This is a genomic window from Streptomyces sp. SID12488 (genome assembly GCF_010548275.1).
Lineage (GTDB): Bacteria > Actinomycetota > Actinomycetes > Streptomycetales > Streptomycetaceae > Streptomyces.
In genome coordinates, this window is sequence record NZ_JAAGLT010000020.1 from 145,870 (window position 1) to 168,910 (window position 23,041).

Genomic DNA, 23,041 nt, shown 5'->3' on the forward strand with positions numbered 1-23,041 from the left:
GCGGCTGCTCAGCTCAGTTTCCGGCAGTACAGCGCATCCGGGGTCCGTGCCGAGCCCACCCGAGCCGTGTACGCGATCCCGGCCGCGTACTCGTCGTCCGCGCACTGGCCCTTGTAGTGGCCCTGTGCGAAGTCGCCGCCCTTGGCGGCCGAGCCCCTGCTGTCGCCCCGGTCGAACCAGACGGTGCGGCCTGCCGTGCCGATCCTGCCGGCCGGTGCGGCGGCGCACAGGGCGGCGGAGACGGCGGAGCCGCGGACGCTGTAGCCGGTCAGGAAGTGGCCGTCGGCGCACTGGAGTTTGGTGTACCCGGACGCCCAGTCGTTGCCCGGCCCGACATACCGCTCGTCGACGACCACCACATGTCCGCCGGCCGGGTCCCACAGGGGGCCCGCGGACACGTCCGAGCACAGCCCCCGGTTGCCGGTGTGACCGAGGCCGAGCAGCCGCTGTCCGTCGGGGCACACGGCCTTGCGGGCGCCGGAGTCCCAGTCGGGCAGGGCCCGTATCCGACGCGACTCGACGAAGTCGCCGTGATCGGGGCTGAGCATCGACCAGTCGGCCACGGGCGCCACCTGGCCGGTACGACCCCGGGCCGTGATGAGCCGGTTCCAGGCGGCGGCCCGCCAGTCGTCGCCGTCGTAGACGCCCATGCGGTGGCCCTGGGCGTCCCAGTGCAGCAGGGCCCAGCCGTTGCCCTTGCGGTCTTCGTGCCAACCGACGAGCGGCCAGTACGCGAAGTCGGCGTCGGCACGGATCAGTTGGCTGACGAAGTTCTCGAACCAGGCACGCTGCTCGACGCCCGTCTCGTCCCGGCCGCCGACACCGAACTCGCTGATCCAGACGGGCGCGGTGAAGTGCGTGTCCCTCTCCGCGCTCACGAAGAAGGCCTGGCGGTCCAGCACCTTGACCAGTTCGGCAGGGCTCAGGTCACGGTAGCGGGCGTCGCTGGTCTCACCCGTGCCTGTGGCGCCGCTGTGGTTCGGGCCCGTGTAGTCGTAGAAGTGAGCTGAGTACACGAGCTTGCCGGAGTCGACGAGCGTGTGCGAGAGGCGGCGTACGGGCTCCAGGGTGGGGCGTTCGTGGGGGAGTCCGTCGACGGGGATGCCCGTCCAGTTGATGCCCTCCACGATGATCAGGAGGTCGGGGTCGGCCTCCGTGAGGATGCGGTCACCGAGGCGCTGCGAGGCGGCGAACCAGTCGTGGTCGTCGCCGAGCCCCCAGTTGGGGTCGTCCAGAATGTTGCGGCGCACCTCGTTGTAGAGGTCGGCGCCGACGACGCGCTGGTTGTCCCGGTAGCGGCGGGCCATCAGGAGCCAGTCGTTCTCCCAGGTCCCGGCGGACTGGCTCGCGTTCCAGCGCTCGTTGCCGTCGACCCCGCAGCACCAGCGTGTGGTGTTGGTGTGGTTGTTCAGGATCACCGCGAGCCCGGCGGCGGTGAGTTCCCGTACCACGACGTCGTACACCTGCAGTGGGGTCCTGCCGCGAAGGGAGGGATTGGCGGCCACGGAGCGGTCGGTGACGGGACGGGTGTCGTGGATCATCTCGTTGGAGAAGGGCAGCCGGATGCTGTTGATCCCGATCTCCTGGAAACCGGCGATGATCTCGGCCATGGGGGCGCGGTCCAGGCCGAGCGGCATCCTGCCGGAGTTCTCTCCCGAGTGGTGGTCGGCGTCCGTGTCCGCGCTTCCCGAGCCGTTCCAGGTGCCGCTGGCCCCGTGCCAGTTGCCGGACCGCAGCTTGAAGCGGTTGCCGTTCGCGTCGACGATCCAACGACCCCGCGTACTGAGCGGCGGCGTCCAGGTCGCAGCGGGCGCGGCGAATTCGGGCGGGGCCTCCGTCTCGGTGACGGGCTGTCGGCCGCCCGCTGCCTCGGCGACGGGCGCGAGGGCCACGACGAGGAGTACGGCGGCCAGTGCGGCCCTGGCCCTGATGAAGGTTCGGGGCACGGTCACCCTCCTGGGACGTGCGCTCTGAATTGTCATGACACCGTCATCATGAAGGGTTGTGTGGCATTGGTCCAGGCCTGCGCGCGCCGGGATGAATGTCGTGCACGTCGATCGCCGACAAGAGGGAACTGACGGAGGGTCGGCCACCGGACGGGCGCACGTGAAACAAAACGCACCCCCCGTCGCATCAATACATTTGGGGGAGCGTTTCCTCCGGAACGGGAGAGAACACAATGACGGTCAGTCGAAGGATCGCGGGGCAACTGGCGGCAGTTGGGGTGATCACGATGGTGATCAGCGGGACCGCCATGGCCAGTCCGGCCGGTGGCGGGGCGTGGACGGAGACGTCGACGGGCCATGCCTCGGTGTCGACCGTGGCCCAGCTGGGCGCGTCGAAGACGTGGGCCGCCGGCACCGAGGTCGTGGAGAATCCGGAGGACGGATCCATCCGGTTCGTGCCCACCGTGTACGAGCGCGACCTCGCCCGAGGCGGGGCATGGAAGCAGACAGCGTTGCGGGGCGCCGACGCGTGGGACAGCAGAATCAACGACATGACCACCGCGGCGGACGGCTCGGCGTTCTTCGTCGGTGACCAGCGACCGGACGGCGGGGGTGTCCTGGTCGGACGTTATGTGGCGGGCTCCTGGCAACTGACCGAGGACACAGGTCTGCCTTCCGGCACGGTCAACGCCACTTTGGAGTCGGTGAGTTCGGTCTCCGGCCGCGACGCCTGGGCGGTGGGCCAGGGCTACACGGAGGACACCTTCACCCAGATCCCGGTCGTCCAGCACTGGGACGGCCGACGGTGGCGGTCCGTGCAGATCCCGGGGTCGGCGAACTGGGGCCTGCACCAGGTCAAGGAGTTGGCGCCGAACGACGTCTGGGTGGTCGGCGTGGACAACGAAACCGGTCAGTCCGTCGCCGTGCACTGGGACGGCCACCGGTGGACCCGGACGCCCACCCCGGCGTTCCCCGACTCGGCCGTCCTCATGGACGTCGTCGCCCGTACACCGACCGACGTCTGGGCGGTGGGGTGGTCCCGCGACACCGAGAAGCAGCGTCCGGCGGGGCTGGCCCTGCACTGGGACGGCACCTCGTGGACCCAGGTGCCCCTGCCCGCGGGCACCTTCATGCTGCAGGCCGCGACCCTGCGGCCGAACGGCGGGCTCGCCGTCGTGGGCGGCAAGGACGACGCGGTTGTCGGTCTGACCTGGACACCCGCTGAGGGCTGGCGGTCGCTCGGCCTGCCCGAGGGCGATCCGAAGTTCCCCCTCGGGGTCAGCTCCGTGGCGTCCTCCGGCACGCATCTGACCGTCGGTGGCTGGCACTACCGGTCCAGCGGCGATGGCGGCTCCGTCAGCAACGGCGCCATCTTCACCAGGTAGAGCGGTCCTGACCACCTCGGAACTGTGCGGGGACGACCTGTCCCCGCACAGTGCGGCACATCTGCCGTCTCCGGGGTGCGTCGCACGCGGGCAGGACGCCTTCGACGTCGCAGCGTCCGGCTTCCTGCCCGCAGGGGGCTTCGTGGCACAGCCGTCGCGGGCCGAAGCGCGAGCAGGTCGGTGACCTCCTGGTGGGGAGAGTGCCTCCGCGTCAGCGGCCGGTCTCGTCGCGACGGCAGTGCAGGAAGAGGTGGGGCTCGGGCTCGGCGCCGGGGTGGTCCGGGGAGAAGAGGGTGCTGTGCCGGGCCAGGACCGTCAGCCCCGCTGTTTCCGCCATGCCGATGAAGTCGTCCTCGGCGAAGCTCGTGGCGCGGACCGGTTGGCCCATGAAGACCACGTCGAGGTCCTCCACGTCCGCAGGCACGGTGGCCAGCACCAGATGCCCGCCGGGCCGAAGGGCCAGGGCCAGGCGCCGTGTCAGAGCCGACTGCTCGGCGCGGGTCATCTGCAGCAGGGAGAAGAACACGCACACGCCGTCGAAGGAGTCCGCGTCGAGCGGGAGCTCCCGGATGTCGCCGCAGCGGAACTCGGCCTCGGGGACCTGACGTGTGGCGAGTTCGACCATGACGGGCGAGACGTCGACACCCAGCACCGTGTGCCCTGCCTCGATGAGCGCGGCGGCGGTGGGCCGCCCGGTGCCGCTGCCCACGTCCAGCGTTCGCGCGGCGGGCGGCAGCCGCTCGATCAGCCAGTCCAGCGCGGCCAGGTGCGCGGGCGCCTGGGCGAACGCCTTCTCGTAGTCGGGCCCCAGGACGTCGAACAGCACAGCGGCAGGCGGCCGTTGGTCCTCGTGACTCACGTCGGTGTCCCCTTCATTCGCCGATGTGCATCGTCGCACCCGCCGGGCGCGCGCCACAACGGCCGCCCGGTGGGCGTCCCGGCGGGCCGGACGGGGGAGAATGGGGCACGTACTCAACGGTCGACCCTTGCGGAGGAGCGGGAAATGCAGGACGCGCGAGCGGGACAGGTCGCCGGCCCCGAAGACCTCATCGATGTGGCCCGTCTGGTCACGGCGTACTACGCGCTGCACCCCGACCCGGCCGAACCCGGGCAACGGGTGGCCTTCGGCACCTCGGGCCACCGCGGCTCGTCCCTCGTGGCGGCGTTCAACGAGGACCACATCGCGGCCACCAGCCAGGCCATCTGTGAGTACCGCGCCGCCCAGGGCACCGACGGCCCCCTCTTCCTGGGTGCCGACACCCATGCCCTGTCCGAGCCCGCGCGGATCACGGCGCTGGAGGTGTTCGCCGCCAACGACGTGACCGTCCTCATCGACCTGACCGACGGCTACACGCCCACCCCGGCCGTCTCGCACGCCATCCTCACCCACAACCTCAGCCGCACGTCCGGCCTCGCCGACGGCGTGGTGGTCACCCCCTCGCACAACCCGCCCGCCGACGGCGGCTTCAAGTACAACCCGCCGAACGGCGGCCCCGCCGGTTCCGAGGCGACCTCCTGGATCCAGGACCGCGCCAACGAGATCATCACCGGCGGCCTGAAGGACGTACGACGCATCCCCTACACCCGCGCCCTGGCCGCGTCCGGCACCGGCCGCCACGACTTCCTCGGCAGCTATGTCGCAGACCTGCCGAACGTGCTGGACCTGGAGGCGATCAGGTCCGCCGGCGTGCGGATCGGCGCCGATCCGCTGGGCGGTGCCTCCGTCGCCTACTGGGGCCGTATCGCCGAACAGCACCGGCTCGACCTGACGGTGGTGAACCCGCTCGCCGACCCCACCTGGCGCTTCATGACGCTGGACTGGGACGGCAAGATCCGCATGGACTGCTCCTCGCCGTACGCCATGGCGTCCCTCATCGAGCAGCGCGACCGGTTCGACATCGCCACCGGCAACGACGCCGACGCAGACCGGCACGGCATCGTCACGCCGGACGGGGGCCTGATGAACCCCAACCACTATCTGGCCGTGGCGATCTCGTACCTGTTCTCGCACCGGGACCAGTGGCCCGCGGGCGCCGGGATCGGCAAGACGCTGGTGTCGTCCAGCATGATCGACCGGGTCGCGGCGGACGTCGGCCGGCAGCTGGTCGAAGTCCCGGTCGGATTCAAGTGGTTCGTGGACGGCCTGTCCGACGGCACGCTCGGCTTCGGCGGCGAGGAGTCGGCGGGCGCGTCCTTCCTGCGCCGTGACGGCTCGGTGTGGACCACCGACAAGGACGGCATCGTCCTGGCCCTGCTCGCCTCCGAGATCACGGCGGTGACGGGCAGCACCCCGTCGCAGCACTACGCGCGGCTCACCGACCGTTTCGGCGCTCCCGCCTACGCGCGCGTCGACGCCCCGGCCTCCCGCGAGGAGAAGGCGCTGCTCGCCAAGTTGTCCCCGAGCCAGGTCACCGCCGACACACTCGCCGGCGAACCGGTCACCACGGTGCTCACCGAGGCCCCCGGCAACGGCGCCGCCCTCGGCGGGATCAAGGTCGCCACCGCCAACGCCTGGTTCGCGGCCCGGCCTTCGGGCACAGAGGACGTCTACAAGATCTACGCGGAGTCCTTCCTCGGCGCGGACCATCTGCACCGCATCCAGGAGGAGGCCAAGTCGGTGGTGCTCGCGGCACTGGGCACCTGACGCGGACGAGACCCTGACACGCCGCCGATCGCCGCCGAGGCTGCGACCGGCGGCGGCGCGCCTACCGGGGCGCTCGCTGTCGCTGTCGCGAGCGGCAGCCTGGGCGGCTGGACGGTGCGTTCCGTCTCGGCCTTGGGACCTGTCGTAGCCGGAGTTGCCGCGTGTGGTGCGCCCAAGGCCCAAGCTGTGTACGGCCAGGCGTCCGGCGATGACGGGCGTCAGTCGACGACGTGAGCAGGAACGTCCCGCCATGGGACGCCTTTCCGCAGCACGTGGACAGTTCCCGCAGGGCATCAGGGGCAGGACCGGCGGACATTCCGCAGATCCTGCCCCGGTACACCATCAGCCGGAAGTCGCGATATCGACAGATGCCTGAAGCGACCGGCTCGCCCCTCGGTTCGCGAAAGCCGGATAGCCCGGCAGCGGGGCCACGTCCCAGCCCCCGGCCACCTGGTGCAACAACAGCCGCATGGTCTCCGCGAGCGCCGGGAACTCCTGCAGCGTGCTCGCCATCTCCCAGCGATGCCTCAGCACCTGGCGCCGCGTCGGAACCGGACGCCGCGTCCGGTGCAGCGGCCCGTCCTCCACGGTGCGGGGCAGCAGCCTCACCGTCACGTCCACCGTCCAGACCGCTATGGCCTGCCTGATGCCGGCCTGCCACACCTCGTCGTCGGCCAGTGCCGGGTACACACCGACGACCTCCGCGCGATACGCCTGCTCGATCTCCGCGGCCACCTCGGCAGGCAGGGTGAAGACGCACCAGCAGCTGGAGAACGGCATCCGACAGTACGCGGCCGTGAGGAACACCGACTGGTAGCAGGCCGCCTCGAAGTCGATCAGCCGCAGCCCCTCCGAGGTGAGCAGGTTGTTGTCGGGACAGGTGTCACCCGGGGTGAAAGCGGGATACTCCTCCCCACCCGCTGTCCCGATCAGGGCCAACTCCTCGGCAAGGCCGGGCGGTGTCGCGATTCCGGCGCCGTCGAGCAGGGCAAACAGATCAGTGGCCCGCTGCGCGATCCATGGCTCGTCCCCCCAGGACGGCATGCCCTTGTCGTACTGGGACCACAGCCGCGTGAGATCGGCGCGCCGGTGCAACGATTCGGCGGCCAGCCGCCCGAGCCCGCGGGCCCAGGCCAGCAGCCCGCTTTCCGCGACCGTCGGATCGCTCCCGAGCAATACGTCCGCCAGGGTGGGCGCGTTCCCGAGATCCGCCATGACCACCAAGGGAACCTGGGGGTCCACACCCAGCACCTCGGGACCGGCGATCCCAAGAGACAGCCCGGCGGCCTCAGCGGTGAAGGCGCGCAGGGACTCCGGCTCGTTGCTGAACGCCTTGACGATCACACTGCCGCCACCGGCCGTTTCACATCGCAACACGGTGCTACGTGAGCTGCCACCCAGGTCGACCGGGCCGGAGAGCTCGACATCCAACAGTTCGCCGGCGGCACGCAAGATCGACTCCACCCCGGCATTCTGCCACCGGTACCCCGGGCCCCACAGGTCGCTGTGTGAACGCCAGCCATCTCAAAGGCCAGTACTCGATCGCTGTCCCCGGACAAACCCCGGACAAATGACCACACGGCCCGGACCAGGCGTTGTGGCAGGGGGTGACTCCTGTGGACGTCAAGTCGCCTGTCGACGCAGACGACGTCGGAGGGAAGGCGGCGTTCCGCAGCTCAGGTCGATCTCCAGGCCCGAGCCGTCGGACAGGGAGCCTGAGCAGATCAGGTCGCCAGGCTGCGGGTTGTCGTTGATGGAGCCGTGGGCGAGCAACTCCCGCTGGGGGAGCGGACCGTCCTGGATCGGCCCTCAGTAGCGGTAAGGCTGGGACGGCTGGGACGGCTGTGCTGATTGCTGTACGGGAGAGTCGGCACCGGTTCCGTAGGGCGTGTACGCCGGCCGGTCCCATTCGTCGTCGCCGAGCATCATGTCCGGGTCGAACATGACGATCGCGCCGGCGATCAGGAGCACGATGAGCGGGCCGGCGAGCATGGCCAGGAGGAACGACATCAGGCTGGTGGCCGACTGGGAGACGGCGGACTGGCCGGTGAGGTGGACGGAGACCGCGGCCATCCCGGTGTAGTGCATACCGGTCACGGCCACACCCATGACCAGGCTCGCGCCCAGGCTCGCCCACAGCTTATGGATGGAGACGGCTGCCCACAGTGCCGCGGTGGCCGCCGCGACGGCGATCGCGACGGACAGCGCAACGGTCCCCACGTCGTAGTGCAGGCCGCCGTTGGTGTGGATGGCGGCCATGCCGAGGTAGTGCATGGCCGCGACCCCGATCCCGGTGACCGTGCCCGCGACACCCAGGTTCACCGGTGAGCCGCCCCGGTAGCCGACGAGGAAGACGCCGATGGCGACCACGGCGATGGCGACCGCGAGGCTGAGGAGTGTTTTCGTCGGGTCGTAGCTGACCAGGGCGCCCTGGACGCTGAAACCGATCATGGCGATGAAGTGCATGGTCCAGATGCCGCAGCCGATCGATACGGCACCCAGCGCCAGCCAACCGGCTCTTCGGTGAGGGCGCCGCAGTGACCGTGTCGTGCACCGCAGCCCAAGTGCCGCACCGAGGCAGGCCATCAGGTAGGCGGCCACGGGGGTCACGGCACCGTAGTGAAAGTTGGAGACGGTGGCGTTCATGCGAGTTCCCTTCACGTGCGCGAGGGCAGGCGGCACCGTCGGCTCGTTGTGACGCACACCCCCGCCCGGCCGCTGGCGGAAATGATCACGGCACGGCAGTCCTGCCGGAGACAGCGGGCCGGAGCGGCCGGGCAATCAGATCAAGCCATTTGGCCAAGTTGTGCATGATTCAATCACACCAAGCACACACCTCTTCCACATTGCTCACAATCCTTCGCCGAATCGATACTTCGCCATCCTTCGCCGCAAAGCATCCCGTTCGGCAGCAGGCATGACACCCGAACCACCGGGCGCGTCAATCCGGCGTCAGGAAACGCTTCCCGCAGATCAAGGGACCGTCAGTGGCCAGGAGTTGTCCGGCATTCCGGTCGTGGCGTCGTAGCGGCCCCTGATCGGGGGCACCCCTCCCCACACCCAGACAACGGGCTCACCCGCCCGTTCCGAGGCGACGACGAGCATGACGACCACTGTGCCCGGCATCACCACTCCTGCGGCCGGGCCGGTCGGCAGCCGACGGACCGATGCCCGCGAGAACGACATCATGCGTTTCCGCACGGTGTCCGGACCCGATCTGACCACCCGCAACGAGGCCTACCTCGCCTGGTGGCTCGACCGCCGACAAGCGGACCTGTGGCCGTACTTCCGCCGCTGCGAAACCGGCCTGAGCACCCGGGCCACCGTCGTGTCGGACACCGGTGTGGTCACCCGCGGTCCCAACTTCGGTGGCCAGGACTGATGGGGGCGCCCGAGTCAGCCGGTGTGGACGCGGGGGCGGCGGGCGCGGTCCGGTTCCGCCTCGCGCAGGACCTCTCGGGTGACCGGGGCGACCTCGCCCTGGCCGAAGAGGAAGAAGCGCAGGAAGTTGGCGAAGGGGCCGCCCTCGGTCCATTCGAAGTAGATGTGCGGGATGCAGCCGGTCGTGTCGCGGACGTGGAGGAGGAGCGCGGCGAGGGCGTTGGGGATGGAGGAGGACTCCAGGGTCAGGACGCGGTAGCGGTCGTGCAACACCTCGCCGCGTACCGTCAGGCCCGCCTCGAACTCGGAGGGGTCGGTGACCGTCACCTCGACGAAGACGAAGTCCTCCTGTTCCGGCATGTCGTTGTCGGCCCGGATCTGCTCGATCTTGTCGCGGTACTCGGCCTTGTCGCGCTGGTCGGGCTCGTTGGCGATGAAGCGGATCTTGCGGCTGGCGATGTCCCGGATGAATCGTTCCGCCATCGGGTCGAGCGTGAGACTGGTGACGCGGAGTTCGAAGGCGCGGGCCAGCCGGGACAGCAGCGAGACCAGGATGATGCCGGCGATGAAGCAGGCGCCGATCTTGACGCCGTCGGGGCGCTCGATGACGTTCGCGACGGTGACGTAGAGGAACACGGCCGAGATGACGGCGAAGCCGATCGTCCAGCCCCGCTGGCCGGCCTTGCGGGCGGCGATGGTCACGGCGATCGCCGCCGAGCTGATCAGCACCAGCACGCCGGTGGCGTACGCGCCGCCCTGCTTGTCCACGTCCGCGTCGAAGATCCAGGTGACGAGGAAGCCGATGAGGGTGAAGACGATGACCATCGGGCGTACGGCCCGTGCCCAGTGGGGGGCCATGCCGTAGCGGGGCAGGTAGCGGGGCATCAGGTTGAGCAGGCCGGCCATCGCGGAGGCGCCCGCGAACCACAGGATCGCGATCGTCGACGCGTCGTAGACCGTGCCGAAGGCGTTGCCCAGGTACTCGTGGGAGAGGTAGGCGAGGGCGCGGCCGTTGGCCTTGCCGCCGGACTCGAACTCCTTCTCCGGGATGAGGAGGGTGGTGATGAAGCTGGTGGCGATGAGGAAGACGCTCATGACGACCGCGGCGGCGGTCAGCAGTTTCTTGGTCTCCCGGATACGGCCCTTCGGGCTCTCCTCCGTGTCGCTGTCGTCGCCCTTCACGTGCGGCATCACCGCGACGCCGGTCTCGAAGCCGGACAGGCCGAGCGCGAGCTTGGGGAAGACGATCAGTGCCACGCCGATCATGACGAAGACGTTGCCGTGTTCGGCGGTCAGGGCGGTGGACCAGTCGGTGATGACATGGCCCTCGGTGACGACGTGCCACAGGCCGACGGCGACCACCACGACGTTCAGCCCGAGGTAGACGGCGACCAGGACGACCGCGACGCCGATGGCCTCCAGGAAGCCCTTGAGGAAGACCGCGCCGAGCAGGGCGACCAGGATCAGGGTGATCAGGACCTGCTTGTCGTGCAGTGCGCTGGTCAGGTGCGGGTTCTCGACCAGGTGGGTGGAGGCGTCTGCGGCGGAGAGCGTGATGGTGATCAGGAAGTCGGTGGCGGCGAAGCCGAGCAGGGTCAGGACGAACAGCTTGCCCTGCCAGAAGGACAGCAGCCGTTCCAGCATCGCGATGGAGCCCTCGCCGTGCGGGCTCTCCTCGGCGACGCGGCGGTAGACGGGCAGGGCGCCGGCCAGGGTGACGATGACGAGGACGATGGTCGCGACGGGGGAGAGCAGGCCGGCCGCGAGGGCGGCGATGCCGGGCTGGTAGCCGAGGGTGGAGAAGTAGTCGACGCCGGTCAGGCACATCACCCGCCACCACCGCTGGCCCTTGTGCGGAGGCTCGGGCTTGGCGTGCGGGCCCGTGAGGCCGCCCTCCTTGCCCATGTCGGACAGGCCCTGAAGCATCCACGTCCGCAGCCGGCTCGACGGCGGGTGTTCGGTGGTGGCCATCGGCGGTGCTCTCCCGGTGTGCGGCTCAGCGTGGGGCTTCGGCCATCACGGGGACGGCGGCACCAGCGTATGCAGAGAGTGACGTACGGGCCGAGGGGTGGATCACAGTCCGGCGTCAAGCTTGCGTTAAGACCGGCCGCGCGGACGCCGGTGGCACATCGGAGAGCGGATGTTTCGGCGGACCGGGTGAGGACTGGGCCGTACGGGGGAGGGTGGGCCTGCGGTGGGCGGTGCCCGTGCGGCCCTCGTTGCCGCGCGTGGGGGATCCTCAGCCGTCCGAACGCGCGTCACACGCCCGTCAAGGTTGCGTCAAGGTCGGCCTGGGCTGGGGTTTCGCGGTGGCCGGGACGAAGAAGGTCGTACGGAGTCAGGGAGAGCCGAACGGAAACTGAAAAAGTTCGAAAGTTCGAGGCATGCGGCTCGGCAACCGGGGTACACGCGAGCGTGTCGGTCGAAGGACCGGCCGAGACGAGACCGATCGACCGGGAAGGGCGCATCATGACGACGACCACCGTGCAGACCGCCGAGCAGAGGGTGGACGTTCCCGAGATCGCGGACCCTTCCAAGGTCGCGCCGAAGGACGCGCGCGAGTTGTCGAAGGTGTTCTTCGACCAGCTGACGGGGCTGGAGGAGGGCACGCCCGAGTACCAGTACGCGCGCAACACGCTGATCGAGATGAACATGTCCCTCGTCCGCTACGCGGCCGGCCGGTTCCGCAGCCGCGGTCCGGAGGAGATGGAGGACATCGTCCAGGTCGGCATGATCGGCCTGATCAAGGCGATCGACCGCTTCGAACTGTCCCGTGAGGTCGAGTTCGCCTCCTTCGCCGTCCCTTACATCGTCGGAGAGATCAAGCGGTTCTTCCGCGACACCTCCTGGGCGGTGCATGTGCCCCGGCGCCTGCAGGAAGCCCGCGTCCAGCTGGCGCGCGCCAACGAGGAACTGAACACCCGGCTGGGGCGGACACCGACGATCAGTGAACTCTCCGAGCTGATGAGCCTTCCGGAGGAGGAGGTCGTCGAGGCGCAACTGGCCTCCAACGGCTACCGGTCGGCCTCGCTGGACGCGGCGATCAGCGGCAGCGAGGACGGCGAGGCCGCACTGGCGGACTTCATCGGCGACGAGGACGCGGCTCTCGGACTGGTCGAGGACTTCCACGCTCTCGCACCGATGATCGCCGAACTGAGCGACCGCGACCGCCAGATCATCCACTGGCGCTTCGTCGACGAACTCACCCAGGCCCAGATCGGTGAACGCCTCGGCGTCTCCCAGATGCATGTCTCGCGACTGATCACGCGCCTCCTGGCCCGTCTGCGCGAAGGCATGCTCAGCACCCACTGACGACTGACTGTCGGTCACTGACCCAGCGGGATCCTGCCGGTCGGGCAGGATCCCGCGATCATTCCTCGTGTACAGGTGCAGGTTTCGCCAGCTCCGCGTTGAACTGGGCGCCGACCAGAAGTGCCAGGTTGGACAGCCACAGCCAGATCAGGAAGACCACGATGCCGGCCAGTGAGCCGTACAGACGGTCGTAGGTGCTGACATGCGAGGTGTAGAGGGCGAAGCCGAGTGAGACGGCCAGCAGGAGTACCACCGCCAATGTGCCGCCGGGTGCCATCCGGCTGACCGGGCGGGCGCGTGACGGACCCGAACGGTACAGCACGAGCACCAGGGCGACGGCGACAGCGGCTATGACCGACCACCGCAGTGTGTCCCAGGCGGACTGGGGTCCGGTACCCAGATCCAACGCCCTCGCCAGACGCCGGGCGAGGTTACCGGTGAGCAGCAAGGCGAGGGTCGACGTGAGGAGCAGGGTGATCAGGACCAGGGCCGTGACAGCGATCCGCGGAGCGGTACGCCAGACCGGCCGGTCCGCGTCGATCCGATGCATGGCGTACATCGCCCGGCGGAAGACACTCAGATAACTCCATCCCGACCACAGGGCTCCCGTCCCTCCGACGAAGATCAACGTCCAGGCCGTCGACGACTGTCCGGCCATCTCCCGCAGGGTGCTGCGCAGCAGAGCGCGGGACTCGGCCGGGACGGCCTGCGTCATACGGTCGATGACCTCGGGCTTGGCCGTGGGCACGGTCAGACCGAGGATTGAGAGGATCACCAGCAGCAACGGGAACAGGGCCAGTACCGCGTAGTAGGTCAGCGCGGCGGCCCAGTCCGTGACGTCGTCGTTCCAGACGGCCACCGGCGTCCGGCGCAGCGCCGCCCACCAACGAGTCGTATGCCCGTCTGCATCATCCATGGCGCGGATCCTCCCCCCTCCGTCCTCGCGGCTCACCTCGTCCCCGAAAGGGGCCTTCCCGAAATCATGCCCGGGCCGGCCCCCCTTTCGTGGTTCTCGGTGGAGAAGGCGCAGTCAGCGCTTGAAAATGTCCTTCATCTTTTCCTTGGCCTCACGGGCATCACCCGTAGTCTTTTCCGCCTGCCCCTCAGCGGCCATACGGTCGTTACCGATGGCCCTTCCCGCAGCTTTCTTGGCCTTGCCCTCGACCTGCTCGATCTTTGCCTTGGCCTTCTCGCCGGCAGTCATGGAAAAGCACCTCCTGCTAGATCGTGTGCCGCGGTCGCGGTAACTCGCGAGTGCCCCGGAGTTCCCTTCACAAACAGGGCTTCATCGGTGAATGACCGCGGAATTGCAGGGAAGTCGATGATGTAGGAGGTTGATAAACATGGTTCCCCTGCTGATAGTTCTGCTCCTCGCCCTGCTCCTCTTCGGTGCGGGCTTCGCCGTCAAGATTCTCTGGTGGGTCGCCGTCGCCGTCCTGGTGCTGTGGCTTCTCGGCTTCGTCATGCGCTCCAGCACCGCCGGTGGCAGCCGAGGCCGCTGGTACCGATGGTGACCTGATCCGCATGCGCGCATTTCGTCCCGGGGCCCGGCCGATTCGTCGGCCGGGCCCCGTCGTGTGCCGGCCGCGGAGGTGACCAGGCTCGGAGGAGGCCATACCGCGCGGAGGCGTTGCAATCGGCGGCAGGGGTAGTCGTGCTGCAGTCGGGGGCGGGCCGGGCACGCGTGATGGAACCCGCGCGACCTCCTGCCGTGTACCCGTCCCCGGCCTCACCGCCGTCTGTGCGTCCAACCGGGCGCGGTGACGCCGTCAGGGGGAGAGGGCCCCGCGCCTGTGCTCACAGGAAGCGCCGGATCGGGACGACTGCGGCTTCCTTGACGCGTTGCAGCGTCGTTCGCCGTCTCCACCGTGTGACGTCGATGTCCACACTGTTCTTGAGGTCCGCCTCGTAGTCCCGTTCGAGCGCGGCAGTGAACTCCTCGTCCAGTACGGCGAGCATCACCTCTTCGTCGTGGTCCATGGACCGACGGTTGAAATTGGTGGATCCGATGAGAGAGGCGACCGAGTCCACGGTGATGATCTTGGCGTGCATCATGCTCGGCTGGTACTGACGGATGTGTACACCGGCCTCCAGCAGACGCGTGTAGTGGTGTTGTCCGGCGAGCTGACAGGCGCGCTGGTCGGTGTGCGGGCCGGGCAACAGGATCTCGACACGCACGCCGCGCTGAGCGGTTTCGCACAGCAGGTCGATGAAGTAGGGATCCGGAGCGAAATAGGCCGTGGCCAGCCGGAAGCTCTCCTCGGCGGAGCCGAGCATGACCCGGATGAGGGTCTGCATGTCCTGCCAGCCGATGCTCGCGGAGCCGCGAACGACCTGTACCACCGACGAGCCGGCCTGTGGGTGTTCCGTGAAGCGGTCGCGGTCGTCGAAGAGTTCGTCGTGGCACTCGGCCCAGTTCTGCGCGAACGCGGCCGCGATGCCGTCGACAGCCGGACCGCGCACCCGGACGTGGGTGTCCCGCCACTCGGCAGGGTTGCGCGCGTTGCCGCACCATTCCTCCGCGATGCCGACGCCGCCGGTGAAGGCGGTGAGCTCGTCGATGATGAGGGCCTTGCGGTGGCAGCGGTGATTCTGCTTGAACGGCGACAGCCAGGCGGGTTTGCGGAACCAGGCGACTTCCACTCCCGCGCTGGTCATGAGGTTCAGTAAACGTCGCTCGATCCTCTTGGCGCCGAAGCCGTCGAGCAGCAGTCGCACACGCACGCCCTCGCGGGCGCGGTCGGCCAGAGCGGCGGCGAAGTCGTGGGCGATCTGGCCCCGCCAGTACACGAACGTCATCATGTCGATGGTGTGTTGAGCCGAATGGATCGCCCCGAGCATCGCGGGAAAGATCTCGTCGCCGTTGCGCAGGGGCACCAGTTCGTTGCCCTCCGTGGCGGCCACGCCGATCAGTCGCTCCAGGCGACGGCGTAGGCGCCGCTTGCGCGCTTCTGTGTCAGGCGCGGTGTCGCTGGCAGGGGGTGCGGGTATGCCGCCGAGTGTCACGCCGAATCTCCTACTGGACCATGAGTGCGGAACGTCATGGGCTGCTGCGCGAGCCCGAACAACCACGTTCCCGGTCGGCGCCGCAGTACTCCAGCCGTCTGCCCGGACCGGACAGTGCCATCGGCTTGAATGGAGGCCATCTATTTCCCAGGCCGACTCCAGTTCCTCGTCCCGGACTTCGGTCGGTGTGGCCGCCGATTTCATCGCGGACTCCGCTACGGTGGCGCCGGACAGGGAGACCGCCGGAATCTCTCGCGCAGGCTCAGTACATTCTGCCTGGCGTCGATCGAGGTGGTGTAACGGGCTTTACTCGAGCTGACGCGCATTGACGTTGGAAAGCCCGATCCGCTCGATTTTCCACGCCGACCGAAATCCGGGGCTACGCGTCAGTCCCGGTCGGCATATGGGAGCGCGGGGTTCTACAGCTTCCGGAAGTCCCAGGAGACGGTCTTCGAGGGTGTCAGGCGGATCCACGCATGCCGACCGTCGTGCGGCATTGCCTCCAGGCCGAAGTTCTTGCGGGCGAACAAGGGTTCCAGTGCGTTGAGTTCGGTGCACGGTTCTCCGGTGCGGGGGATCTCACCCACGAACTCCACGGTGCCTGACAGCTCGGCCCCGCGCAGCTCGCCGTACCCCTCGCCGGAGTCGACGACTATCGCGACGCGCGGGTCGTGGCGAAGATCGGCCCATCGCTTGCTGTGCACGATGGAGTACAACCACAACGAGGTGCCGTCCCACGCGAACCAGAGGGCACTGACATGCGGAGCGCCGTCGCTCGAGACGGTGGCGACTCGGCACATGCGCTGGGTACCGAGGAACTCGTCCAGCTCCTCCGGCGTCATCATTATTCTGCGGCTCCTGCGCTGAGTTGCAGCCATGCGGGGCCTCTCTTCTCTTGCGTCAGGGGGCCAGGTAGGAGGGTGTATCTGACGCAGCGTCAGAAGCATGGGTCATTTTCCACAAGCCTGCAATGGTTGAGAGACCCCTCCGGCTTCCGGTGGGCCACAGGTCCGAGCGCGGGTGTCGTCCGGATCTGTCTGTGCACAGCAAGAAGCCCCGACTGGACGGGGGAGACCAGCCGGGGCGGTGTGGTGGTGGCGTGCGGAGGGGCGGTCGCCTCGCGGCGAAAGGCTCCATGGGGCTTCAGCCGAGCGATCTTCCCCATGGGCTATGGGTGAGGCCCGGGGACACTGTCCCCTCCGCAGCCACATACAGATGAACGGTCAACCACCTCTGGATGGCGGTGGTTGGATTGGCGACAGTGAACTGCCGCAGCGGCCCGAAGTGCGCCTCGATTGAGTTGGCCCAGGACGCGTATGTCGGCGTGAAGCACAGCTCGACGCGGTTCTTCTTCGCCCAGCGGCGGATCGTCTCGCCCTTGTGGGCGGACAGGTTGTCCAGGATGACGTAGACGGGGGCGCCGTCCGGTCGGGCAGCCCGGACCGATCTGAGCGCGGCCAGCGTGTTCGCGGCGCCCTTCTTGCGGCGGCTGACGCCCCAGAGCGAGTCGTCACCGACCGAATAGCAGCCGTGGAAGTACCTGGCGCCATGCGTGCGGTGGTAGGTCGCCGGGTGCTGCTCGGGGTGGCTGGCCGGGACCCAGCCCGTACCGCTGGTGGGGCGGATGCCGAGCGGGCCGAACTCGTCGAACGCAAAGACCCGGTCCGGGAAACGGTCCAGGACCTCCTCGATCCGGTCCAGCTTTGCCTCGCGGTCGGGGTCCGGGACTCCCTCCACGTCTTGGTGCGCTGGAAGGTGATGCCGCGGCGGCCGAGCATACGGCGCAACGCCTGACGGCCGATGCGGATGACCCGCCCATGGACTTTCCGCAGGTGGGCCAGCAGTGCAACATCCAACCGCCCCGACCACCAACCCGGCGAACCAATGTGGTCAGAGCAGTGGGCCGGGATCCTGACCGCGCTGCAGGCCAGGGCCGATGCTGCGGGCCACCGTCGTGGCGCCCGGCGAAGGAGTCGCGCTTCTCAGCCCCCGGGGCACCGACTACGTCATCGGTTTCCTCGTCGCGCACAGGGCCGGCGCGGTCGCCGCCCCCTACTCGTTGCCGGGCGGAACGGGGAACGTGATGCCGCACAGTCTGCGGATCTCGTCCATCGCCCGGAGTGTGACGACGGATTCGCCCAGAGGGCGCAACGGGGTCTCCCGCAGGCCCGCGGCGATGCACCGGGCCGCCTCGGCGGCCTCGAAGTGCAGAGCGTCGTGGGCGCTGCGGGGCTCGGAGCGGATCAGCGGGGTGCCGCCGCCGGCGGGGGCGAGGACGAGGTCGCCGGGCTGGTAGAAGGGGCCGGGCAGGCTGAGGGTGGCCCGGGTGCCCGCGATGGTCGCGGTGGTGGGAGTGTCGCTGAAGAGGGTGGTGTGGACGACGGCCTGGTTGCCGTGCGGGTCGTGGAGGATCGCGGACGTCTGGCCGTTCACCCCCGAGGGGTGCGGCTGGCCGGAGGCCTGCACCCGCGCCGGTGCGCCCAGGACCCAGGTGGCCAGTGAGACGGGGTAGGTGCCGAGGTCCAGCAACGGCCCGCCGGCCAGCTCCGGGCGCAGGATGCGGTGCCCCGGGCCGAAGTGCTCGCCCAGATCTGCCAGGACGGTATGGACGTCGCCGAGGACACCCGATTCGAGGATCTGGCGGACGACGTCGAACTTGGGCAGGAAGAAGGTCCACAGGGCCTCGGCGCAGAACAGGCCCTGCGCGGCAGCGAGTTCGGAGATCTCGGCGGCCTGGGCGGCGTCCAGCCCGATCGGCTTCTCCACCAGTGTGTGCTTCCCGCCCTCCAACGCCAGCCGGGCGCAGGCGAGATGGGCGGTGTGCTCGGTGGCGACGTACACGACGTCGACGTCCTCGGCGGCGACCAGGTCCTCGTACGAGCCGTAGGCGCCGGTTATGCCGTGGCGGTCCGCGAAGTCCTTGGCGCGGGCCGCGTCGCGGGAGGCGACGGCCGTGAACCGCTGGCGGGTGTGGCGCTGGACGGAGTCCACGAAGCGCTCCGCGATCCAGCCGGTGCCGAGGACACCCCAGCGCAGGGCGGGGGCGTCCATCGGGTCGGGGGTGCGGGGGAGGGGCAAGGTGGTAGGGAAGGCGGTCATCGTTCAGACCTCCAGGACCGGGGCGCTGGGGGAGCCGGACATCGGTCAGACCTCCGGGACCTGGACGGGGACGGTCCGGCCGCCGTCCTTCATGGACGCGATGACGGCCTCGGCCACCGCGGAGGCCACCAGCCCGTCGTACGAGGTGGCCAGCGGCGTCGGGTGGCCCGCGGTCACGGCGTCGGTCCACGCCTGGAGTTCCAGGCGGTAGGCGTCGGCGAAGCGGGGACGCCAGTCGGCCGGGTATCCGGTGGAGCGGGCGCGGGCCGAGTCGGTCACCAGCCGTGCCGGGTCGGTGAGGGCGAGTGTGCCGTGCTCGCCCGCCACCTCGCAGCGAATGTCGTAGCCGTACCCCGCGTTGAGGAACACCTCGGCGGTGGTCAGGACACCGTCGGCCGTGCGCAGCAGCATCAGTTGGGGATCGCGGAGTCCGGCTGTCACCGAGGTGGTGCGCCCCGTGTGCCAGCTGACCTCGACGATCGGCGAGTCGAGCAGCCACGGTACGGTGTCGAACTCGTGAATGGCCGATCCGGTGACGCTGAACTCGTCGGTGCAGCCGGGTGCGGAGGACACGCCCCGGCTGACGCAGTGCACGAGCAGGGGAGCCCCGCAACTCCCCGCGGAGACGGCGGATTTCAGCTCGGCGTACGCCGGGTCGAAGCGGCGCATGAAGCCCAGGGAGATGAGCCCGCCGCCGGCCTGCCGCTCCTCCCGGACGACCCGTAGGCACGCGTCGAGTGCCGGGGCGAGCGGCTTCTCGCACAGCACCGGCTTTCCGGCCCGTACGGCGGCGACGGACAGATCCGCGTGGGTGGAGTCGTGCGAGGCGATGACGACAGCGTCCACGCCCGCGTCCGCGATCAGCGCGTACGGGTCGTCGGTGGCTCGCGCGCCGGGAACCGTGCCCGCGACGGAGGCCGCACGCTCCTTGTCGATGTCGGCGACCAGCACGACATCGGCACCGGAGACCTGACGGTGCAGGGTGGCAACATGGTCGGCGCCCATGTTGCCCGCGCCGATCACACCGATCCGCAGGGTGCTCATACCAGGTTCACCCACGTTCCGCTCTCCACGGACCGCGTCATGGCGTCCACCACGGCCGCGCTGTGCACGGCGTCGTCCAGCCTGGCGCCGTACGGCTTGCCCTCGGCGACGGAGCGCAGGAAGCGGTACGCCTCGATGACCTTCAGGTCGTCGTAGCTCATGCTGGAGGCCGCGCCGGGCTGGAAGGCGGCGTACTCGCCGGCGCCGGGGCCGACGTACAAGGTGCTGACGGGCTGGTCCTGATAGCTCGTGCCACGGCTGATGCCCAGTTCGTTCATGCGGCGGAAGTCCCAGAAGACCGCTCCCTTGGTGCCGTGCACCTCGAAGCCGTAGTTGTTCTGCTCGCCGACGGAGACCCGGCAGGCCTCCAGGACACCCCGGGCGCCGGAGGCGAAGCGCAGCAGGCAGTTGACGTAGTCCTCGTTCTCGACCGGGCCGAGTTCGCCGCCGGTGGCCAGCGTGTGACCGGCGGTGGCGCCGGTCGGGCGGGCCCGCTCCGGAATGAAGACGGCGGTGTCCGCGGTCAGGGAGGCGATGTCGCCCAGCAGGAAGCGGGCCAGGTCGGCGCCGTGCGAGGCGAGGTCGCCCAGCACGCCGCTGCCGCCGCGGTCCCGTTCGTAGCGCCAGGTCAGGGCGCCGTCCGGGTGGGCCGCGTAGTCGCTGAAGAGGCGGACACGGGCGTGGGTGACCGTCCCGAGTTCGCCGGAGGCGATCAGCTCGCGGGCCGCCTCGACGGCGGGCGCGTTGCGGTAGTTGAAGCCGACCGTGCCCTGCACGCCCGCCGTGGCGATCGCACCGGCGACCGCACTCGCGTCGGCCGTGGTGAGACCGACCGGCTTCTCGATCCAGATGTGCTTGCCCGCCTCGGCCATCGCGACGCCGATCTCCCGGTGCAGGAAGTTCGGCGCGGTGATGCTCACCGCCTGCACGCGCGGGTCAGCGACGATGTCGCGCCAGTCACGGGTCGTCGAGGTGAACCCGAACTGCGCGGCGGCCTCCTCGGCCCGGCCCGGCACCTCCTCGGCGACCGTCACGAGTTGTGGCCGCACGGCCAGCTGCGGGAAGTGGTGCGGGATCCGCGCGTACGCCTGGGTGTGCACCCGCCCCATCCATCCGAAACCCACGACGGCGACACCGAGCGAAGTCACTGTGACTGCCTTTCTTTGGACCGGTCCATAAACTGTCTCGGTCACCCTGAGACCCATAATTCCTGATGTCAAGACCTTTGACAGTGAATCCGTCGTATGGAACGGTCCATCCATGAGACCTCCGACCATCCGTGACGTGGCCGAACGGGCCGGCGTGTCGAAATCGCTGGTCTCCCTGGTGCTGCGCGGCTCCGACCAGGTGCGCCCCGAGAGACGGCAGGCCGTGCTGACCGCCGTCGAGGAACTCGGCTACCGACCGAACGCCGCCGCCCGCAGTCTCAGCGAGCGTCGCACCCGCTCGGTCGGCGTACTGCTGCACGACATGCGCAACCCTTGGTTCGTGGAACTGCTCGACGGACTCAACTCCCGCCTCCACGACAGCGGTCTGCACATGCTGCTGGCCGACGGTCACCTCAACCGCCGCCTCGGCGACGATCTCACCCGAACCTTCACGGAGCTGCGGGTCGACGGCCTGATCGCCGTCGGCACACTGCCGCCCTCCGAGGCGCTGCGCGCGGCTGCGGCGCAGATTCCCACGGTTGTCGCGGGCGCCCGCGAACCGGCGCTGCCGCGGGTGGACATCGTCGCCAACGACGACGAACACGGCGCCCGCCTCGCCACCGAACACCTCATCGGCCTCGGTCACCGGCGCATCGCCCACATCGCCGGTCAGGGCGTCGTCGGCGAACTGCGCCGACGGAGCTTCGAGACGGTCATGCGAGAACACGCACTCGCCGGTCTCGCGACCGTGGAGCAGGGCGATCTGACGGAGGAGGGCGGCTACCGGGCGATGGTGCGGCTGCTGAATGCCCCGCAGCGGCCGAGCGCCGTCTTCGCCTTCAACGACATCGCCTGCGTTGGCGCCCTGTCCGCGGCCGAGGAGTCGGGTCTTCAGGTGCCACGAGACCTTTCCCTCGTCGGCTACGACAACACGTACCTCTCGCGCCTGCGCCACCTGTGGCTCACCACGGTCGACAACGCCAGCCACGACGTCGGCCGCCGCGCCGCGCAGCACCTCCTTGACCGCATGATGGACCCTGCCCGTCCGGGCGAGACCGTCCTCGCGACACCGACGCTCGAAGTGCGGGGTACGACGGCACCTCCCGCGACCATGCACTCGACGCCACGCCCTTGACCGGTGTCGCCGCCGTCAGGAACTTCGGGTGTGCGCTGCTGGGCGTGGCGAAAGCCGCCGCGGCCACGGGATCGCCCCCTTCGGCTCCCGACGGATAGGGCGTCACGATCCCGTGGGTGTTGGGACGGCGGTCCATCAGAGGGCAAGGGGACGGCCGCCACCGGCGCCACCGCATGTTCAACCGTGAGCGGCCGGCGCTGGTCCCGGGTGGAAGCCTGCCTATCAACATGTCTCGGGGCAGCCTGGCTGCGCCCTTGCTCGCGGAGAGCCTTTGGCGCTACTTGCGCGGGCAGGCTGCCGTTTCCTCATGATGTGGTCCACGCTTCGTCAAGAGGCCGCTCCGGTGGCTCGGACTGCGTGTCCTGCGCAGCGCGGCTGCAAGGTCGGACGTAGGCGATGAAATCCCTTCCGGAGGCGGGGACTTGATACGAAACCGTCCGCCGAGCGGCCAGGGGCGGTCGCCAACGCGGCCGAGGATCGTAGGCGGTTCACAACCTCGTTCCGGCGGCTGGCACCCTCCGCTCATAGGCTGCGGGCTCAGTCGGAATCCGGAGCGAATCCCCGAATAGGTCGACGGCAATCGATACCCTCACCAACGCCCATCGCACCGAGCGGTGGACAACCGAGAAGTGCTCAAGCCGTGGTGCCCACCTTCTCGACGCAGGTGGGCACCACGGCTTGGTACTTGAGGAGACAGTGGAGGGCAGTTCAGGATGCCCTTTGACCAGCGGCCGAGGTTGGCGTGGTGAGGTCTTCGGCTTCGGGGAGTCCTTCGACGTCGACGCCGCGGACTTGGGCCAACTCGTGTTTGAGTGCTGCGAGTTCGGCGCCGCCGGCCATGTGGTTGGTGAGTTCTTCGAGGGTGACCTCGCTGCGGGCGGCGGAGAGTTCCATGGTGCCCAGGCGCAGGACGCTGAAGTGGTCGCCGACCATGTAGGCGT

19 protein-coding genes and 2 pseudogenes are annotated in these 23,041 nt (G+C 69.1%); 6 read left to right on the plus strand and 15 right to left on the minus strand.

The features are described from left to right. Positions 1–8: 8 nt before the first annotated feature. Complete coding sequence (locus G3I56_RS27530) at positions 9–1,982, minus strand: cellulase family glycosylhydrolase (protein ID WP_164413447.1); 1,974 nt, start codon at positions 1,980–1,982, stop codon at positions 9–11. Between the two features lie 197 nt (positions 1,983–2,179). Here G3I56_RS27530 and G3I56_RS27535 point away from each other — a divergent pair, with 197 nt between their 5' ends. Then, entirely contained in the window at positions 2,180–3,331 is a 1,152-nt protein-coding gene (locus G3I56_RS27535; protein WP_164413448.1) for a hypothetical protein, read from the plus strand. 211 nt (positions 3,332–3,542) lie between these two features. On the opposite strand, the gene G3I56_RS27540 is transcribed toward G3I56_RS27535, so the two are convergent. Then, on the minus strand, positions 3,543–4,190 hold the full coding sequence (locus G3I56_RS27540; RefSeq protein WP_164413450.1) for a class I SAM-dependent methyltransferase: 648 nt from the start codon (positions 4,188–4,190) through the stop codon (positions 3,543–3,545). A gap of 144 nt (positions 4,191–4,334) precedes the next feature. On the opposite strand from G3I56_RS27540, the gene pgm reads away from it, so the two are divergent. Beyond that, on the plus strand, positions 4,335–5,975 hold the full coding sequence (gene pgm / locus G3I56_RS27545; RefSeq protein WP_164413452.1) for a phosphoglucomutase (alpha-D-glucose-1,6-bisphosphate-dependent): 1,641 nt from the start codon (positions 4,335–4,337) through the stop codon (positions 5,973–5,975). A 342-nt stretch (positions 5,976–6,317) separates the two neighbouring features. Here pgm and G3I56_RS27550 read toward each other — a convergent pair whose 3' ends face one another. The 3 genes from G3I56_RS27550 to G3I56_RS44805 all read right to left on the minus strand — a co-directional run bounded on the left by G3I56_RS27550 (position 6,318) and on the right by G3I56_RS44805 (position 9,080). Continuing rightward, complete coding sequence (locus G3I56_RS27550) at positions 6,318–7,439, minus strand: hypothetical protein (protein ID WP_164413454.1); 1,122 nt, start codon at positions 7,437–7,439, stop codon at positions 6,318–6,320. A gap of 345 nt (positions 7,440–7,784) precedes the next feature. Continuing rightward, positions 7,785–8,621: an MHYT domain-containing protein gene (locus G3I56_RS27555; protein WP_164413456.1), complete on the minus strand. Its 837-nt coding sequence runs from the start codon at positions 8,619–8,621 to the stop codon at positions 7,785–7,787. A gap of 327 nt (positions 8,622–8,948) precedes the next feature. Further along, on the minus strand, positions 8,949–9,080 hold the full coding sequence (locus G3I56_RS44805; RefSeq protein ID WP_275406838.1) for a hypothetical protein: 132 nt from the start codon (positions 9,078–9,080) through the stop codon (positions 8,949–8,951). On the opposite strand from G3I56_RS44805, the gene G3I56_RS27560 reads away from it, so the two are divergent. Then, on the plus strand, positions 9,079–9,357 hold the full coding sequence (locus G3I56_RS27560) for a hypothetical protein (protein ID WP_239135121.1): 279 nt from the start codon (positions 9,079–9,081) through the stop codon (positions 9,355–9,357). The genes G3I56_RS44805 and G3I56_RS27560 overlap by 2 nt on opposite strands. Positions 9,358–9,371: 14 nt before the next feature. On the opposite strand, the gene G3I56_RS27565 is transcribed toward G3I56_RS27560, so the two are convergent. Further along, the gene (locus G3I56_RS27565) at positions 9,372–11,327 is read right to left on the minus strand and encodes an APC family permease (RefSeq protein ID WP_164413458.1); all 1,956 of its coding nucleotides are present in this window, start codon (positions 11,325–11,327) and stop codon (positions 9,372–9,374) included. Positions 11,328–11,825: 498 nt separating this feature from the next. On the opposite strand from G3I56_RS27565, the gene G3I56_RS27570 reads away from it, so the two are divergent. Next, on the plus strand, positions 11,826–12,668 hold the full coding sequence (locus G3I56_RS27570) for an RNA polymerase sigma factor SigF (RefSeq protein ID WP_164413459.1): 843 nt from the start codon (positions 11,826–11,828) through the stop codon (positions 12,666–12,668). Between the two features lie 58 nt (positions 12,669–12,726). Here the strand turns inward: G3I56_RS27570 and G3I56_RS27575 are convergent, their stop codons facing one another. Further along, positions 12,727–13,584 (minus strand): YihY/virulence factor BrkB family protein, encoded by an 858-nt coding sequence (locus tag G3I56_RS27575; RefSeq protein ID WP_164413461.1) that lies wholly within the window; start codon positions 13,582–13,584, stop codon positions 12,727–12,729. A 114-nt stretch (positions 13,585–13,698) separates the two neighbouring features. After that, positions 13,699–13,872, minus strand: a complete 174-nt coding sequence (locus G3I56_RS27580; protein ID WP_164413463.1) for a CsbD family protein — start codon at positions 13,870–13,872, stop codon at positions 13,699–13,701. A 139-nt stretch (positions 13,873–14,011) separates the two neighbouring features. Between G3I56_RS27580 and G3I56_RS27585 the strand changes: the two genes are divergently transcribed. Then, positions 14,012–14,182 (plus strand): hydrophobic protein, encoded by a 171-nt coding sequence (locus G3I56_RS27585; protein ID WP_164413465.1) that lies wholly within the window; start codon positions 14,012–14,014, stop codon positions 14,180–14,182. 283 nt (positions 14,183–14,465) lie between these two features. Here the strand turns inward: G3I56_RS27585 and G3I56_RS27590 are convergent, their stop codons facing one another. From G3I56_RS27590 to G3I56_RS27615, 6 genes and pseudogenes are all read right to left on the minus strand, one after another. After that, positions 14,466–15,674 carry a phospholipase D-like domain-containing protein gene (locus G3I56_RS27590; protein WP_343240065.1) on the minus strand — a complete coding sequence of 403 codons (1,209 nt, stop codon included), beginning with the start codon at positions 15,672–15,674 and terminating at the stop codon, positions 14,466–14,468. 419 nt (positions 15,675–16,093) lie between these two features. Continuing rightward, complete coding sequence (locus G3I56_RS27595) at positions 16,094–16,552, minus strand: pyridoxamine 5'-phosphate oxidase family protein (protein WP_164413467.1); 459 nt, start codon at positions 16,550–16,552, stop codon at positions 16,094–16,096. A gap of 265 nt (positions 16,553–16,817) precedes the next feature. Beyond that, positions 16,818–17,518: pseudogene (locus tag G3I56_RS27600) on the minus strand (transposase); the annotation flags it as partial. A gap of 208 nt (positions 17,519–17,726) precedes the next feature. Then, positions 17,727–18,773, minus strand: a complete 1,047-nt coding sequence (locus G3I56_RS44810) for a Gfo/Idh/MocA family oxidoreductase (RefSeq protein ID WP_164413469.1) — start codon at positions 18,771–18,773, stop codon at positions 17,727–17,729. A gap of 45 nt (positions 18,774–18,818) precedes the next feature. Next, positions 18,819–19,817, minus strand: coding sequence for a Gfo/Idh/MocA family oxidoreductase (locus G3I56_RS27610; protein WP_164413471.1), 999 nt, complete (start codon positions 19,815–19,817; stop codon positions 18,819–18,821). Next, positions 19,814–20,926: a Gfo/Idh/MocA family oxidoreductase gene (locus G3I56_RS27615; protein WP_239135134.1), complete on the minus strand. Its 1,113-nt coding sequence runs from the start codon at positions 20,924–20,926 to the stop codon at positions 19,814–19,816. Before G3I56_RS27615 ends, G3I56_RS27610 begins: the two co-directional genes overlap by 4 nt. A gap of 151 nt (positions 20,927–21,077) precedes the next feature. On the opposite strand from G3I56_RS27615, the gene G3I56_RS27620 reads away from it, so the two are divergent. Beyond that, positions 21,078–22,100, plus strand: coding sequence for a LacI family DNA-binding transcriptional regulator (locus G3I56_RS27620; RefSeq protein WP_164413472.1), 1,023 nt, complete (start codon positions 21,078–21,080; stop codon positions 22,098–22,100). Positions 22,101–22,808: 708 nt separating this feature from the next. On the opposite strand, the pseudogene G3I56_RS27625 reads toward G3I56_RS27620, so the two are convergent. After that, positions 22,809–23,041, minus strand: a pseudogene (locus tag G3I56_RS27625) (sugar ABC transporter ATP-binding protein); the annotation flags it as partial.

Excerpts from the sequence above, each read along its gene's own strand:
- G3I56_RS27585 (WP_164413465.1), top strand. The coding sequence starts at position 14,012 with ATGGTTCCCCTGCTGATAGTTCTGCTCCTCGCCCTGCTCCTCTTCGGT.
- G3I56_RS44805 (WP_275406838.1), bottom strand. The coding sequence starts at position 9,080 with ATGCTCGTCGTCGCCTCGGAACGGGCGGGTGAGCCCGTTGTCTGGGTG.
- G3I56_RS27555 (WP_164413456.1), bottom strand. The coding sequence starts at position 8,621 with ATGAACGCCACCGTCTCCAACTTTCACTACGGTGCCGTGACCCCCGTG.
- G3I56_RS44810 (WP_164413469.1), bottom strand. The coding sequence starts at position 18,773 with ATGACCGCCTTCCCTACCACCTTGCCCCTCCCCCGCACCCCCGACCCG.
- G3I56_RS27610 (WP_164413471.1), bottom strand. The coding sequence starts at position 19,817 with ATGAGCACCCTGCGGATCGGTGTGATCGGCGCGGGCAACATGGGCGCC.
- G3I56_RS27565 (WP_164413458.1), bottom strand. The coding sequence starts at position 11,327 with ATGGCCACCACCGAACACCCGCCGTCGAGCCGGCTGCGGACGTGGATG.
- G3I56_RS27530 (WP_164413447.1), bottom strand. The coding sequence starts at position 1,982 with ATGACAATTCAGAGCGCACGTCCCAGGAGGGTGACCGTGCCCCGAACC.
- G3I56_RS27560 (WP_239135121.1), top strand. The coding sequence starts at position 9,079 with ATGACGACCACTGTGCCCGGCATCACCACTCCTGCGGCCGGGCCGGTC.
- G3I56_RS27615 (WP_239135134.1), bottom strand. The coding sequence starts at position 20,926 with ATGGGGCGGGTGCACACCCAGGCGTACGCGCGGATCCCGCACCACTTC.
- G3I56_RS27575 (WP_164413461.1), bottom strand. The coding sequence starts at position 13,584 with ATGGATGATGCAGACGGGCATACGACTCGTTGGTGGGCGGCGCTGCGC.
- G3I56_RS27535 (WP_164413448.1), top strand. The coding sequence starts at position 2,180 with ATGACGGTCAGTCGAAGGATCGCGGGGCAACTGGCGGCAGTTGGGGTG.
- G3I56_RS27620 (WP_164413472.1), top strand. The coding sequence starts at position 21,078 with ATGAGACCTCCGACCATCCGTGACGTGGCCGAACGGGCCGGCGTGTCG.
- G3I56_RS27595 (WP_164413467.1), bottom strand. The coding sequence starts at position 16,552 with ATGGCTGCAACTCAGCGCAGGAGCCGCAGAATAATGATGACGCCGGAG.
- G3I56_RS27570 (WP_164413459.1), top strand. The coding sequence starts at position 11,826 with ATGACGACGACCACCGTGCAGACCGCCGAGCAGAGGGTGGACGTTCCC.
- pgm (WP_164413452.1), top strand. The coding sequence starts at position 4,335 with ATGCAGGACGCGCGAGCGGGACAGGTCGCCGGCCCCGAAGACCTCATC.
- G3I56_RS27580 (WP_164413463.1), bottom strand. The coding sequence starts at position 13,872 with ATGACTGCCGGCGAGAAGGCCAAGGCAAAGATCGAGCAGGTCGAGGGC.